Annotated in this window: 12 protein-coding genes; 7 read left to right on the top strand and 5 right to left on the bottom strand. The window is 60.8% G+C overall.

Features of this window, described 5'->3' with window-relative positions; genetic code table 11:
* The first annotated feature begins 72 nt into the window (after positions 1-72).
* From HKK52_RS17770 to HKK52_RS17755, 4 genes are all read left to right on the top strand, one after another.
* Positions 73-1,068: an esterase-like activity of phytase family protein gene (locus tag HKK52_RS17770; protein WP_169371901.1), complete on the top strand. Its 996-nt coding sequence runs from the start codon at positions 73-75 to the stop codon at positions 1,066-1,068.
* The gene (locus HKK52_RS17765) at positions 1,065-1,586 is read left to right on the top strand and encodes a retropepsin-like aspartic protease family protein (RefSeq protein ID WP_169371900.1); all 522 of its coding nucleotides are present in this window, start codon (positions 1,065-1,067) and stop codon (positions 1,584-1,586) included. The genes HKK52_RS17770 and HKK52_RS17765 overlap by 4 nt, the downstream gene beginning before the upstream one ends.
* 10 nt (positions 1,587-1,596) lie before the next feature.
* Positions 1,597-3,864 (top strand): DNA topoisomerase IV subunit A, encoded by a 2,268-nt coding sequence (gene parC / locus HKK52_RS17760; RefSeq protein ID WP_169371899.1) that lies wholly within the window; start codon positions 1,597-1,599, stop codon positions 3,862-3,864.
* A 176-nt stretch (positions 3,865-4,040) separates the two neighbouring features.
* Positions 4,041-4,754: a PqiC family protein gene (locus tag HKK52_RS17755; RefSeq protein WP_169371898.1), complete on the top strand. Its 714-nt coding sequence runs from the start codon at positions 4,041-4,043 to the stop codon at positions 4,752-4,754.
* Positions 4,755-5,039: 285 nt separating this feature from the next.
* Here HKK52_RS17755 and HKK52_RS17750 read toward each other — a convergent pair whose 3' ends face one another.
* The gene (locus tag HKK52_RS17750; protein ID WP_169371897.1) at positions 5,040-6,566 is read right to left on the bottom strand and encodes an AhpA/YtjB family protein; all 1,527 of its coding nucleotides are present in this window, start codon (positions 6,564-6,566) and stop codon (positions 5,040-5,042) included.
* Positions 6,567-6,701: 135 nt separating this feature from the next.
* Here HKK52_RS17750 and serB point away from each other — a divergent pair, with 135 nt between their 5' ends.
* On the top strand, positions 6,702-7,916 hold the full coding sequence (gene serB, locus HKK52_RS17745; protein ID WP_054053330.1) for a phosphoserine phosphatase SerB: 1,215 nt from the start codon (positions 6,702-6,704) through the stop codon (positions 7,914-7,916).
* Between the two features lie 132 nt (positions 7,917-8,048).
* Here the strand turns inward: serB and HKK52_RS17740 are convergent, their stop codons facing one another.
* From HKK52_RS17740 to HKK52_RS17725, 4 genes are all read right to left on the bottom strand, one after another.
* Positions 8,049-9,830 (bottom strand): molecular chaperone, encoded by a 1,782-nt coding sequence (locus tag HKK52_RS17740; RefSeq protein ID WP_169371896.1) that lies wholly within the window; start codon positions 9,828-9,830, stop codon positions 8,049-8,051.
* Positions 9,831-9,947: 117 nt separating this feature from the next.
* Positions 9,948-10,808, bottom strand: a complete 861-nt coding sequence (asd, locus tag HKK52_RS17735) for an archaetidylserine decarboxylase (RefSeq protein WP_169371895.1) — start codon at positions 10,806-10,808, stop codon at positions 9,948-9,950.
* Between the two features lie 18 nt (positions 10,809-10,826).
* A complete protein-coding gene (locus HKK52_RS17730) occupies positions 10,827-11,642 on the bottom strand; it encodes a rhodanese-like domain-containing protein (protein WP_169371894.1) in 816 nt (271 codons plus the stop codon).
* A gap of 38 nt (positions 11,643-11,680) precedes the next feature.
* On the bottom strand, positions 11,681-13,219 hold the full coding sequence (locus HKK52_RS17725; protein ID WP_169371893.1) for an HDOD domain-containing protein: 1,539 nt from the start codon (positions 13,217-13,219) through the stop codon (positions 11,681-11,683).
* A 166-nt stretch (positions 13,220-13,385) separates the two neighbouring features.
* Here HKK52_RS17725 and motA point away from each other — a divergent pair, with 166 nt between their 5' ends.
* Together motA and motB are read left to right on the top strand one after the other, a co-directional pair.
* Positions 13,386-14,237, top strand: coding sequence for a flagellar motor stator protein MotA (motA, locus tag HKK52_RS17720; RefSeq protein ID WP_169371892.1), 852 nt, complete (start codon positions 13,386-13,388; stop codon positions 14,235-14,237).
* Between the two features lie 3 nt (positions 14,238-14,240).
* Entirely contained in the window at positions 14,241-15,290 is a 1,050-nt protein-coding gene (gene motB, locus HKK52_RS17715; RefSeq protein ID WP_149659267.1) for a flagellar motor protein MotB, read from the top strand.
* Positions 15,291-15,347 lie beyond the last annotated feature (57 nt).

Below are 15,347 nucleotides of genomic sequence, written 5' to 3'. Positions count from 1 at the left end.
TCCACATGACCTCTCAGGGTGTGATGCCGGTTGTTAATGAGGAAAAGAGTCTGCAGCACTGGAGGATCAAGGATGAGTGCCAATGGTTGTTTTGCATTGATATTGCTGCTCTGGGGATCGCTCGCCTTGGCTGCAGACCCTCAATTGCACTTGATCTCCGAGCATCCGGTAAACGGAATGCGAGGAGGCAATTTGTCCGGGTTGGCGTTGTGCGGCCAGACGCTCTGGACAGTGTCGGATCGCGACGATGACCAGATCTACAGACTCGACACCCGAGCCACTGTCTGGCAGGCGCACCCCGTTGTGATCCACGTACCTGCGGTGCCCAACGCCAGCGATCGTCCGTTAAAGATGAAGGTACTCAATGGGTTGGCGACGCTGGTTCACAACGTCAACCTGGACTATGAGGCAATAAGCTGCGATGACTCAGGCAATCGATATGTCCTCAGTGAAACCTATTCCGCCGTGTTGCAGATCACACCGAATGGCGAGGCCTTCTGGCTGCCCATCTTGCGCAATGTCGTGCATGTGGCGCGAACTGCTGGGATGTTGCAGGAAACCAATGCACTATTCGAAGGCTTGGCCGTCGCCCCGAGAGGCAATTGGCTGGTGTTGGCTGCGGAGCGTGAGCGGCGGGGGCTGGTCAGGGTTGAGGCGAGTGTTGATGGGTGGACGTGTCCTGTCGTTAACTGTGTCATCCGGGCTGAAATGGGGCAGGAGATCCAGCCGCCGCAGTTTCCCGATCCGCAGTTGGTAAGCCTTGATTTTTCAGATGTGGCGCTTTTCGGTGACAAACTCTTCACCTTGAATCGCAATGCGTTCAAAATCTGTCGTTTTGCTCTTGCTCCGATCATTCTGCCAGAGCGCTGTTGGTCATTTGCTGCTGATGCATTGACCCCTCCACGCCTGTACCCTTCGATCCATGGTATGGCGGAGGCATTGGTCATCGATAATCAAGGAGCTTGGGTGGGTATCGACAATAACTCTGAGCGTCGCGCCGACGGGGAGAAGCGCCCGGTGGTGTTCCGTTTCGCTTCGCCTTCCGGTGGATGGCTTGCTAAACCATGAGCCAACAGGCGCCGGGCCAGCGCATCGGTCGTGTTTTCATGGTGCTGGCCTGGTGCGCGGCGTTGTTTTTGGCGACGCGGTTTTTCGGGCAGTTGGAACAGCGTCAGCAAAACCCTAATGCGGTGGTCAGTTCACAGCAGGGTGAAGGATTTATCGAAGTGAAACTGGTCGGTAACAACCAGGGGCATTTCGTCGCCAGCGGCCAGATCAACGGCCAGCCGGTAGATTTCATGCTGGATACCGGGGCGACTGATGTGTCGATCCCGCAGGAATTGGCCGAACGGCTGAAACTGGAGAAAGGCTTCGGGGTGACCTTGAGCACGGCCAACGGTCTGAGCCAGGGTTATCGAACCCGCATCGACCGGCTGCAACTGGGCGATATCGTGCTGCGTGATGTTCGCGCGCTGGTCGCGCCAGGGCTGGATGGCAATCAGGTGCTGCTCGGTATGAGCGCACTGAACAAACTTGAATTTACCCAGCGCGGTGGCACCATGCTGCTGCGCCAGACAACGAAATGATGAGGCCTGCATGAGCGACTCCCTTGATCTCAGCCTGGACGGTGTAGAGCGCCGGTCACTGGCTGACTTCACCGAAAATGCCTACCTCAACTACTCCATGTACGTGATCATGGACCGTGCCTTGCCGCATATCGGCGACGGCCTGAAACCGGTACAGCGGCGCATCATCTACGCGATGAGCGAGTTGGGGCTGGACGCCGATTCCAAGCACAAGAAATCGGCGCGTACCGTCGGTGATGTGCTCGGTAAATTCCACCCGCACGGCGATTCGGCGTGCTACGAAGCCATGGTCCTGATGGCCCAGCCGTTCAGCTACCGCTACACGCTGGTGGACGGCCAGGGTAACTGGGGTGCGCCGGATGACCCCAAGTCCTTCGCCGCCATGCGTTACACCGAAGCACGGCTGTCGCGTTATTCCGAAGTGCTGCTCAGCGAGCTGGGCCAGGGCACCGCGGACTGGGGCCCGAACTTCGACGGCACCCTCGACGAACCGCTGGTGTTGCCGGCCCGTTTGCCGAACATCCTGCTCAACGGCACCACCGGCATCGCCGTGGGCATGGCCACCGACGTCCCGCCGCACAACCTGCGCGAAGTCGCGACGGCGTGCGTGCGTTTGCTCGATGAGCCGAAAGCCACGGTCGAACAGCTCTGTGAGCACATCCAGGGCCCGGATTACCCCACCGAAGCGGAAATCATCACGCCCCGCGCCGACCTGCTGAAAATGTACGAAACCGGCAAGGGCTCGGTGCGTATGCGCGCCGTGTACCACATCGAAGACGGCGACATCATCGTCACCGCGCTGCCGCATCAGGTGTCCGGCGCCAAGGTGCTGGAACAGATCGCGGCGATGATGCAGGCCAAACCGTCCAAGGCGCCGCAGATTGCGGACTTGCGCGATGAATCCGACCATGAAAACCCGTGCCGGATCGTGATCATTCCCGGTGCGCGCAAGAACTTCGACCACGATGCGTTGATGACCCACCTGTTTGCCAGCACCGAGCTGGAGTCGAGTTACCGGGTCAACATCAACATCATCGGCCTCGACGGCAAGCCGCAGCTGAAAAACCTGCGGGCGTTGCTGGTCGAGTGGCTGGAGTTCCGGGTGCAGACCGTGCGTCGGCGCCTGCAATTCCGCCTCGACAAGGTCGAGCGTCGCTTGCACCTGTTGGACGGTTTGTTGATTGCCTACCTCAACCTGGATGAAGTGATCCACATCATCCGTACCGAGGAACACCCGAAAGCCGCACTGATCGCGCGTTTCGCCCTGAGCGAAATCCAGGCTGACTACATTCTCGACACCCGTTTGCGTCAGTTGGCGCGACTGGAAGAAATGAAGCTGCGTGCCGAGCAGGATGAATTGCTCAAGGAACAAGCCAAGCTGCAAGCCTTGCTGAGCAGTGAAGCCAAGTTGAAAAAACTGGTACGCACCGAACTGATCAAGGACGCCGAAACCTATGGCGACGACCGTCGGTCGCCAATCGTCGAGCGTGCCGAAGCCAAGGCCCTGACCGAACACGATCTGCTGCCGAATGAAAAAGTAACCGTCGTATTGTCGGAAAAAGGCTGGGTGCGTTCCGCCAAGGGGCATGAAATCGACGCTACCGGCTTGTCGTACAAGGCCGGGGACGGCTTCAAGGCCCTGGCGCCGGGACGTTCCAACCAGTTTGCGGTGTTTATCGACTCCACCGGGCGCAGCTATTCGGTGCCGTCGCACACGTTGCCATCGGCCCGTGGCCAGGGCGAACCGCTGACCGGCCGTCTGACGCCGCCGCCAGGCGCAACGTTTGAATGCGTGCTGATGCCGGAAGACGATTCGCTGTACGTGATCGCCTCCGACGCCGGTTACGGTTTTGTGGTGAAAGGCGAAGACTTCCAGGCCAAGAACAAGGCTGGTAAAGCGTTGCTGAGCTTGCCGAACAACTCGAAGGTCATCCTGCCGCGCCCGGTGGCCGATCGCGAGAACAACTGGCTGGCTTCGGTGACGACCGAAGGTCGCCTGCTGATCTTCAAAATCAGCGACCTGCCACAATTAGGTAAGGGCAAAGGCAACAAGATCATCGGCATCTCCGGTGAGCGTGTGGCCAGTCGCGAAGAATATGTCACGGACATCGCCGTTCTGCCGGAAGGCGCCACCTTGGTGCTACAGGCCGGAAAACGTACCTTGTCACTGAAGGCGGACGACCTCGAACACTACAAAGGTGAGCGTGGTCGTCGTGGTAACAAACTGCCACGTGGCTTCCAGAGGGTAGATGCGCTGCTCGTCGAAAACCTCAATTAAGCGTCCTAGACGGCTCGATCTACGATTTAACGCGTAGATCGACGCTTTGGCGCTGGAGTCGGAACGCATATTCACGGATGATATGGCCTTTCAAGCGCCGGCGTGGCCGAGCGTTCTTCATATTTATTGAGTATTTTCACTGTGGTTAGCCTTGTGGCAGCCACCTGGATGGGACGATGACTGCTCTGCGCCTTCCGTTAATTTTGATGCTCGCTGGCGTTCTTGGCCTGGCGGGTTGCAGCGTTCACCAACCGGTGTCGTTGTATCAGCTGGACAGCGGAAGTCCGGCTCAGCCTGCGCAAAGCGCGGGCATGGCTGTGTTGTTGGGCCCGGTCACGATTGCCGACTACCTGCAACGTGAAACGTTGCTGCAGCGTCAGCCGGATGGCAGCCTCCAGGCTTCGTCCGATGGGCGCTGGGCTGGCAGTCTGTCTTCGGACATCGATCAGTTGCTGCTGCGTCAGGTTGCCGGTCATCTGGACAGCCAACGCGTAGTGCTGGCACCGGCGACATTGGGGTTTACCCCGGATGTTCAGGTCTTGCTGACGATCACTCGCCTGGATTCGGGTGAGTCGCAGCCGGCGATCCTGGATGCGCAATGGCGTTTGATCGACCGTCGTGGCCAGGTTCGCGACAACCGCATCATTCACCTGCAGGAACAGCATGCCGGCGGGACGGCGGCGCAGGTTCAAGCACAAGGTGTGCTGGTGCAGCGTCTGGCCGAGCAATTGTCCGTGGCGCTGAAACCATTGGCCAACCAGCCGCCGATTGCCGAAGCGCCGCGTAAAAAGGAGGCCAAGCCTGTGGCGCCGGCCGCCGAGCAGGACAAGCAGCCGAAGATCCCGATGGCCTCGCCGATTCGCACCGATATGGAAGTGTTCAGGTTCTAAAGCCTGGATTCATTCAAGACAAGGCCCGCAGAGATGCGGGCTTTGTTGTTTCTGGCAGATCGTTCCCACGCTCTGCGTGGGAATGCAGCCCGTGACGCTCCGCGTCACCTCGGTGCCAGGCGTTCGAATGAGGTGCAGCTGGAACGCGGAGCGTCCCTGGAGGCATTCCCACGCAGAGCGTGGGAACGATCGGTAGGAGCAAGGCTTGCCCGCGATGGCGTCAGAAAGGGCAACAAAAAGCCCGCAGACAATCACTCGTCTGCGGGCTTTTTCACAACAGGGCGATTACGCCCGACGCTCATGCATCCGCGCCAGTTGCCGCTCCAGCATCGACGGATAAGGCTCCATCAGCCGCTCGACACAGCAAGCACCCTCAGGGCTGGCGATCGGCCGGATCCGCGCACGTTGGCGGATCAGGGCGTCGTCGCCGATCTTGCGCTCCACCAGCAGCAGGTTGCGGCTGTGTTGCGACAGGGCCAGGGCGTCCTGGGCCGACTCGGTCAGCAGCAGGTCGATCTGGCTCAGGCCGAACAACTCGTCGCCCAGGGTCAGGCCCAGCTGCAATTGCAGGGTGATGCCGCTGTCCGCGACTTCAATCTGCAACTGATGACCCAGGGCGCGCAACAACTCACCGCAGCAGATGGCATTGGTCAGGTAGTCGTCGCCGCTGTCTTCGGTGTGGAACAGCATCAGCGTGCTGCCGTCGTTCAGGGTGTGCAGTTCGCTCTGATACAGCGAAGCGGCCTGGTCGAGGCAGTCGCGGTAGCGCTTGAGCAGTTCCTCAAGGCGCGTGCGCGGCAGTCGACGCAGTTGATCCTGAGCGCCCAATTGCACGGCCAGCACCGCGCTGTGCTGTGGCACGTTCGAGATCACGGGTTTAGCCACTGGTTTCGGCGCGCTGTCTGCCGACTCATCGCGCAGGTCGGCAAACGCATCATCGTCGTCATCGTCTTCGACGGTGCTGACACTGCGCTTTGGCGCAGGCTTGAGGCCGGCCACAGGCTTGGTCTCGTCGAAGCTCGGATCGCGCAGGTTACGCACTTCGAAGGCTGGATCCGACTCTTCGTCATAATCGACGTCGTCGAATTCAGGCTCCGGCACGGGTTCCGGCTCAGCCGGTTCCGGGGCGAAATCGGCGTGCAGCTGGCGGGCCAGATCGCCGATTTCATCCTGACGCTCGGTGGCCGGGGTGTATTCGTCGGTATTGCGCAGCCACACCCGCAATTGCATCAGCGGCGTGGAAATGTGCCGACCCAGGCGCAGGCTCAAGGCCAGGGACAGGGCCAGCAAAATCGCACTCAGGATGCCCATGCTTTGCAGGCTGATGGTCATCGGCTGTTGGAACTGATCCATGTCCAGGCTGATGCGCAGTTGCCCGGCAGTCACGTCCTGGAAGGTGATCTTGCTCTCATACATGCCTTCGGCTTCACCCAACAGGCTGTGCTTGGGGCGCTGGCCAGACTCGGCGAGGATGCGGTTATCCACGCTATAGATGGCGGCGTGAGCCACCAGCTTGTTCTTGGTCAGGTTGTTGAGCAGCACGTTGAGGCTGAGGATGTCGTTGGACACCAACAGCTCGGTGGCCGAGGTGGCGGTCTGCGTGGTCAGGCTTTCGCCCAGCGCATCGGCCTGCTCGTGCATGGCCTGCTTGAACTGCAAACCCATCACACAGGCATAGATCACCAGGGCCAGAGCGACCAGGATCACGTTATGGCTGGCAATGCGCAATGCAATCGGTACACGGCGGTGGCGCAGTGCCCGGAAGATCAGCAGGAAGAAGTTATCGGTTTTTACTGGCGTGGGCCGGTTCACTTGAGCTCGGCTCTTTTGTCCGTGAAGTTGACGCGCAGTATAGCGACAGGCCCTAGACCGGCAAAGCGCTGACGGTGCCCGATGGTCACTGAAAGTGGGTAGAATGCGGTTTTTTTCCACCTGCGGGGGTGCGCCTTGCGCGAAATCGTCCTGATAAACATCACGGGAGTCGACCGACCGGGTCTGACTGCGGCCATTACCGGCGTTCTGGCCCAGGGTGGTGTGAACATTCTCGACATTGGTCAGGCGGTGATCCACGACACTCTGTCGTTTGGCATCCTGGTTGAGATTCCTGACACCGAGCAAGGCAAGTCAGTGCTCAAGGACATCCTGTTCAAGGGCTATGAGCTCGACCAGCAGGTGCGTTTCACCCCGGTGTCCGAAGAGGATTACCAGCAGTGGGTCGGCAATCAGGGCAAAAAACGCCACATCGTCACCCTGTTGACCCGCAAAGTGACCGCCGGACAATTGCAGGCCGTGAGCTCGATCACTGCCAAATATGGCCTGAACATCGACCATATCGATCGTCTGTCCGGACGCATGCCGCTGGACACCCCGGCTGACAAGGGCAAGGGCTGCATCGAGTTCTCCGTGCGTGGCGAAGCGGCCGATCCGCAGGCCCTGCGTGCCGAATTCCTCAGCGTCGCCCAGGAACTGAATGTCGACATCGCTTTCCAGGAAGATTCGCTGTTCCGCCGCAACCGTCGCCTGGCGGTGTTTGACATGGACTCGACCCTGATCGAAGCCGAAGTCATCGACGAACTGGCCAAGGCGGCGGGCGTGGGCGATCAGGTGTCGGAAATCACCGAACGGGCCATGGCCGGCGAACTGGACTTCCGCGCCAGCTTCAAGGAACGCCTGGCGTTGCTCAAAGGCCTGGACGTCAGCGTGCTGGACTCCATCGGCGCCTCGCTGCGCCTGACCGAGGGCGCCGAAACCCTGTTCGCCGAACTCAAGCGCCTGGGCTACAAGACCGCGATCCTGTCCGGCGGCTTCACCTACTTTGCCAAGCAATTGCAGGCCAAGTTGGGCATCGACTACGTGTTCGCCAACGAACTGGAAGTGGTGGACGGCAAGGTCACGGGCGTGGCAGTCGAGCCGATTGTCGATGCCCAGCGCAAGGCCGATCTGCTGAAAGAGCTGGCGCACAAGGAAGGTTTGCGTCTGGAACAGACCATCGCGGTCGGCGACGGCGCGAACGACCTGCCGATGCTGGCGATTGCCGGGCTGGGCGTGGCGTTTCGGGCCAAGCCGTTGGTCAAGCAGTCGGCGAAGCAGGCGATTTCCACCCTTGGGTTGGATGGGGTGTTGTATTTGTTGGGTTTCAGGGATCGTGATGGGCAGCTCTGAGTTCTTGGTTGCCTGAGCGGGCCTCTGTGGCGAGGGAGCTTGCTCCCGCTGGACTGCGCAGCAGTCCCTTTTTTGGAGGCCGCTGCGCGGCCTGACGGGAGCAAGCTCCCTCGCCACAAGTTGTCAGTGCTCTTAAAGCGACTTCCACAACGAATCAAAATCCTCTTCGGCCCCGACCACGCCGCTCCCTGGGTTGTTTTCGGTTTTGCTCGCTTCCAGCGAGCGATAAGCAAACTGGTTGAAACTGTTGGTGCTCGACACCCGTCGATCCAGCCCGGCGCGGCGCTCCTGGCCGTTGGTGTTGATCAGCACCTTGTTGCCTTCCTGGAACGGTAAACGCGGAGCCAGCAAGGTGGCCGGCAGGTCAATCGCGCTGATGGCCGGCAGCAACAAGCCGCGCAGGTACTGACTGTGATCGTCCCGGGTGCGCACCAGTTGCAAACCGCACGGCTCGGCATACGGCGCAACTTGCTCGATCCCCATCTGCGTACCACCGCCCCGCACCTGGCGAATCCAGCGCACAACCGCAATGCTCCAGCCCTGGCCGGCAGCATCTTCGATACCGACCATTTCGCCGGCCTGCAACTCGGCGGGCACCGCGCCAGGCCATGCCAGGCAATAACCGCCAGGGCTGTGATTGACCACCGGCAGGGCGTACGTCGGGAAATGCTGATTCCGGTCGGCGGCTTCGTGGCTGTCGTCGTTGTGCAGTGTTGGGTATTCGATTTCTTCGTAAGGCAGCAGGGTGTCGCTGTTGCCATGGGGCGCGGCGTCGAAGGCGTGGCTCCAGTTGTCCTTGCCGCCTGCCGGTGCCGTCGCCGCAAACTGTGCCAGTCGCCCGGCGGGGTTTTTCAGGATGTCGCTGAACGAGCGTTGCCCGCCCAGGTAAAAGTGCAACGCGCTCATGCCCACACAAAGGGTCAAGGTGCCGTTGCCAACGGTGCGCTGGAAACTGCGCTCGGCGGCCTGGCCCCACGCGGCGTGCAAGTGTTGCAAGGTATCGAGGTTGAGCCCGGTGGGTACGGGCAACGTGTTGTCGGTGGGATTGAGTAGCCGGGCCTCGATGGCTTTGACCAGCGGCTGTGGATCGATCCCCAGCAAGCTCTCTTGTTGCTCGGCGCGGAACTTGGACCGATAGCGCGGCCCGATATCGAGCTCCGGCGCCACTGCAAACAGCTCATTGCCGGGTTTGCCGGGGTGCAGCTTGATCCATTTGCTCCAGGGTTCGAGCACTTCGGCGAGGCGGGCGATCTGGTTCTGGCGCAGTTGATTGCAGCGCGAGGCGCCCAGCAGCAGGGCGGCGACGTAGGTGTGCTCGATGCTCAGGTCGGGCGTCTCACTGGCCAGTTCATCGCGCACGCTGATGTTTTGCAGCCGATGCTCGCAGCCGATTCGATACAACTGATGCAGCTCCAACCACACCCCTTCCGGCACCGGGCAATAGAGCTGGGTAGCACGGATCAGCGGGCCGTTCAGGCAGTGGATCGCCCGTTGCAACGCCTGGGTCAGCAGCGGAGCGCGGTCCTTGCTGAAACGTGGGGCGATGCGCAGCACAATTTGTTTGTAGCCGATCGCCAAATGGCTTTGCAGCGCCTGACACAGGTTGGCGATTTTGCGCGAACGCTCGTCGAGGACAATCGCCTGATGCAGGAAATGCCGCTCCAGGTGTTTGCAGACGTAATACACCTCGGGCCGCAGCAGTTCGAGCAATTGCAGGCGATTGTCGCTGGGGGTCAGCAGTTGGTTGAGTTCGCTCAAGCCTTGGTACAACTGGCGAGCGGTTTCGCCGATGTTGGCTTTGGGCAGGTTGGCGATCCAGCGCTTGAGGTCGCGCGGGGTGGCTTCGCAGAACGACAGGCGCAAAGCGGCGGGGACCGGTGCGCGCAGCAACAGGGGAGGATTGGTCTCATTCATGCCGTGGAAAAACTCCGACCGGGAAATGGGCAGTGAATGACCTGACTGTAGCAGCTCCTACAAGGAAGGGTGTGACGCAGGATGCACCGAACCCCGCGTGGGGTTCGGCTCAGTACATCAAGCGTTCGGCAAACCCAGCGCCTGGCCCATCTGCACCGGAGACAGAGCACCCAACCCTTCAACCCACTTAACCTGATCCGGCCCGAACAGCACGACAGCCGTGGAGCCCAGTTTGAAGCGACCCAGTTCCGCGCCTTTCTCCAGATGAATCGGCGCACGCGCAGCTTCGTCGTAGCGGAAGGTTTTCAGCTCGCGTTTCGGCGGCGTGACCAGCCCGGCCCACACGGTTTCAATCGACGCCACGATCATCGCGCCCACCAGCACCACGGCCATCGGCCCGCGCTCGGTGTCGAAAATGCACGCCACACGCTCGTTGCGGGCGAACAGTTCCGGGACGTTTTCGGCGGTGGTCTGGTTGACCGAGAAGATGCGGCCCGGGATGTAGACCATCTCACGCAGGGTGCCGGCCAGCGGCATGTGCACGCGGTGGTAGTCCTTCGGCGACAGGTAGATAGTCGCGAAGTCACCGCCCATGAACGGCGCAGCATTCGCGGTATCGCCACCGAGCAATTCCAGCACGCTGAAGCTGTGGCCCTTGGCCTGGAACACGCGACCGTGTTCGATCGGGCCGAGTTGGCTGACCGCACCGTCGGCCGGGCTGAGGATCGCGCCCGGGGTGTCGTCCAGCGGACGCGCGCCGTCTTTCAAGGCACGGGTGAAGAATGCGTTGAAGTGCTCGTAGGCGGTCAGGTCTTCGACCAGTGCCTGGGACATGTCCACTTGATAACGCTTGGCGAACCACGCGGTGAAGGCGTTCTTGAACCAGCGCACGCGGCATTCGGCGATGCAGCCGGCCAGTCGCGAGAGCAAGTGATGGGGCAGCAGGTATTGGCTGAGGATAAACAGACGCTTATTCATTAACTGTCCTTAAAAACCTTAAATCTCTACGGGGGTGTCGGGATGGTTGCCCCATTCGCCCCAGGAGCCGGCGTAGCCTTTGACCCGCGGATAACCGAGGGACTTGGCCACAAGATAAGTGAAGCCAGAACGGTGGTGAGTCTGGCAGTGAGTGATGATTTCTTTGTCTTTGGTGATGCCGAGTTGTTCAAGGATCTTCGGCATGTCGGTGCGGATGCGCAGGTTCCGCGACTGATCCATGCCGGCGGTCCATTCGAAATTCACCGCGCCGGGGATGTGTCCGGCCTTGGCCGCCAGGACTTTCTCGCCGGAGTACTCCAGCGGCCCACGGGCGTCCCAGATCGCCAGGTCGGCAGCGCCTAGACGGCTTTGCAGGTACTCGCGGGTGGCGGTGGGTTCGTCGTGCAACGTCAGTGAAACCGGGCCGCCAACCGGGGCCGGGATCTGGATCGACATCGGCAAGCCTTCCGCCAGCCATGCTGGCAGGCCGCCGTCGACATAGTGGTATTTGCTATGGCCGATGACATCCAGCAACCAGATAAACCGGCCAGCCCAGCCGCCACCTTCGTCGTCATAGACCACGTAGACCGCATCGGGGTTGTGGCCCAGTTCGCCGAACAATGTTTCAAGGGCCGCTTGGGTCGGCAGCAAGCCTGGCGCCGGCGCCTGGCCGAGTTGCGTACGTTTCGGGTCGACAAAACGCGCGCCGGGCAGATGCCCTTCGGTGTAGCGGGCGCTGCTGGTCAGGTCGACCAGAATCAGATCGCGGGCGTCGAGACGCGGGAGCAAGTCGCTCGGCTCGATCACCAGCGGCAAGCCAGAGAAGTCAGACATGTGAGGTCTCCAGAGCACAAAGGGAGGGATTGTAGAGCCTATTGGCCACGGGTGCTAAAGCTATGCAGGGCCTTTTCGATGCACTGCGCGGTTTTGCCGAAGGCTTGCACGGTGATTTCCGAGAACGGCCCGCCGCCCTGGTCCGCCACCACAATCATGATCACCCGGCCATTATTGACCAGTGAGCGCAGCAGCAAGTGTTCGCCGCTGAACTGCGAACGCAGGCTGGCGGGCAGCAGGGCCGAGAACTGGGCGTTGTTGGCTGGCGTCAGGCGCACCTGGGCCTGTTGCGAGAGCAGGCGTTGCAACACGCTGCTCTGGCTGACCAGGAAATTCAGGTCGGCGGCTTCTTTCGCCAGCCCTGCGGTCTGGTGCACCCGCAGATTGGCGTGGGTGCGGTCGGCCATCAGGATCATCACCCGACGCATGCCGCAGGCGACCAGCGCATCCCGGGCCGAGGTGGTCAGGTGCATCGCGTTGGTAAAGCGGCTCGGCTCCACCAGCAGCTCGGCGCATTGTTTGCGCCAGTTTGTCAGGTCTTCGGTGGTCGGCGCCGGGGCCGGCAGCAAACCGGCGTGCACACGGTTCATGCCCCACGGCCACAGCAGTGACACCGCTGGGTGCCAGAGGTCGGGCATCGCATGCTGGCGGGCGCTGTTGGCGGCCTGTTGGTGCAACTGTTGTTGCACTTCATCCATCGATATTTGCAGGTAAAGGCTGGTCAGGTACTGCCAGCGTTGACTGTGCGGGCAGTCCCAGGCCTGTTGTGCCGACAGCGCCAGGCCGTTGGCCAGCAGCACGGTGTTGGCTGGCTGATTGAGCCAGCGACGCAGGGTCGGATCGTCGTCGAGACGATTTTGCTGGCGCAGCGGATGCTCGCTGTCCCGGGCAATGCGCAGCACTTTCACCAGTTCCCGTTGTTCGTTGAGCAGCAGGCGATAGCCCTGTTGCACCCAGATCGGCAACCGCCAGATGTCCACCAACGCCAGGCAGATTTCCAGCAGGCGCACGCCGAACAACTGCTTTTCGACTTTGCGCGCCGACTCGCCTTTATGGATGACCCGCAGCTCCCACTCTTCGAGCAAGTGCGGATGCGTCAGCGCCATCGGCCACAGCGGCGAGAGAAACAGCAGGCTGCCCCAATGGATGTCCTGCCACAGGCGCGCGAGGCGATTGGCGAAAAAACCGTTGGCCTGTTGCGTCGCGTGCTGGCTGATCAGTTGCAGCTGGCGCAGGGCTTTCGGAATCCCGGACTGCGGCTCGGCCGGCAGGCGATCGAGCAGTTCTTCGGTGCGTTTCAAGCCGAGACGATTGAGCGCCACATCGAGGTTTTCTGCCGGCTCCGTCATGCTGCCGTGGGTGTGGCGGTTGGCTTCGCGAATGACGCTCAAGGCCAGGGCCGGACTTTCCTGCATTAATTCGGCAATGTCGCGCAGCGAGCTGCGGTTATTGCGAATGGCTTTGCAGACCCGGTCGTGACTCTCTTGCGGAACCGGCAGGCGCACGCCATCGAGCAGCTTGACCCAGCCTTCGAGATTGATCGGTTTTGGAGTTGGAACGTTCGTTTCGTTAGCCATGGCTGGACGGGATCATCATTGGCTGTAAACACGCCCGGCGCGGGCTAAATTGGCTTTTCGCCTGAACTGGCTATAGTCTGGCGCAGTTTTGCCGATAAGTAGAAGAAGAGATTTTTTAACTTCCGAATATGACCTTGAACCCGACTCAGTAAGTGCTCTCCTACCTATGGCTAAATTAATCGGCATCATCGTCGTATTCGCGAGCGTGCTCGGCGGATACGTGCTTTCCCATGGCAAAATTGCCGCCCTGATTCAGCCTTTCGAGGTGATGATCATCGGGGGTGCGGCCCTGGGTGCATTCCTGCAGGCCAACCCCGGTTACATGACCATGCACGTGCTCAAGAAATCCTTGAGCATGTTCAGTTCGCGCTTCAACCACACCTTCTATCTTGAAGTGCTGGGCCTGATCTACGAGATCCTCAACAAGAGCCGCCGCGAAGGCATGATGGCCATCGAAGGCGACATCGAAGATGCCGCTGCGAGCCCGATCTTCGCCAAGTACCCGACAGTCTTGAAAGACGAACGCATGACCGCGTTCATCTGCGATTACCTGCGTATCATGTCCTCCGGCAACATGGCGCCCCATGAACTCGAAGGCCTGTTCGACATGGAACTCTACAGCCTCAAGGAAGACCTGGAACACCCTTCCCACGCGGTGAACGGCATCGCCGACGCCATGCCGGGTTTCGGTATCGTGGCGGCGGTACTCGGTATTGTGGTGACCATGGCTTCCTTGGGTGAAGGCGACCAGAAATCCATCGGCCTGCACGTCGGTGCGGCCCTGGTCGGTACCTTCTTCGGTATTCTCGCGGCGTACGGTTTCTTTGGTCCGTTGGCCCATTCCCTGGCCCACGATGCCAAGGAAGAACTGAATGTATACGAAGCCATCAAGGCTTCGCTGGTGGCTTCGGCTTCCGGCATGCCGCCTTCGTTGGCGGTGGAGTTCGGGCGCAAGGTTCTGTACCCGGCGCACCGTCCAAGCTTTGCCGAGCTGGAACAAGCCGTTCGCGGTCGTTAAGCCATGGAAAATAATCAGCCGATAATCATCAAGCGCGTCAAGCGCATCGCCGGCGGGCATCACGGGGGCGCCTGGAAAATCGCCTTCGCTGACTTCGCCACGGCGATGATGGCGTTCTTCCTGGTGTTGTGGCTGCTGTCCACCGCCACACCGGAACAGAAGATCGCCATCGCCGGTTACTTCAAGGACCCGGTCGGCTTCTCCGAAAGCGGCACGCCCTACATCATCGACTTGGGCGGCACGCCGACCCTGGCGCCGGAGAACACCCTCAACCCCGAGGTGAAGTCCCAGCCGCAGCCAGACAAGGTCACGGTCGATACCGATCAGGTCGAAGGCATGGCCGAACAGGTCGAGAAAGAACGCCTGGAACTGCTGCTGCAAGAACTGCAGAACAAGGTCGAAGAGAACCCGCAGTTGCAGAAGTTCAAGGACCAGATCCTGTTCGAGATCACGCCGAACGGCTTGCGCATCCAGATCATGGACGCGGACAACCGGCCGATGTTTGACTCGGGCTCGGCGCGTCTGAAACCGTACTTCGAAGACATCCTGCTGGCCATGGCTGACACCATTAAAGCGGTGCCGAACAAGATCAGCATCAGCGGCCACACCGACGCCAAGCCGTACACCGGCACTGGCGATTTCGGTAACTGGGAATTGTCGGCCAACCGCGCCAACGCGGCTCGTCGTGCATTGGTTGCCGGCAGCTACCCGGAATCGCAAGTCGCGCGGGTGGTGGGTTATGCCTCGTCGGCGTTGTTCGACCGGGAACACCCGTTCAACCCGGTCAACCGTCGTATCGACATTGTTGTGCTGACCAAGAAGGCCCAGGCGGCCATCGAAGGGGCGCAAGGGGCTGATCCAACGACGACGCCGGGGCAGGGCGCGCCGGGTGAAGCGCCAAACGCGCCTGCCACACCGGTTGATCCGAATGCTCTGCCAGCCGACAAGCAACCGGTGCCGGCCCATGAGCTTCGCGAGCGTCTGAATCTGTTCGAAGACGCGGCGCCGAAACCGGGTGATCCGGCCAAGCCGGCTGAGCCGCCCAAGCAGTAACCCGCAAAAAGCCACGATCATCGTGGCTTTTTTGTGTCTGGCTGCGTCACCACTGCA

The sequence above is a fragment of the Pseudomonas sp. ADAK2 genome (assembly GCF_012935755.1).
GTDB lineage: Bacteria > Pseudomonadota > Gammaproteobacteria > Pseudomonadales > Pseudomonadaceae > Aquipseudomonas.
The sequence above is the reverse complement of the archived record's forward strand: the minus strand, read 5'-3'. Positions and strand labels throughout refer to the sequence as shown.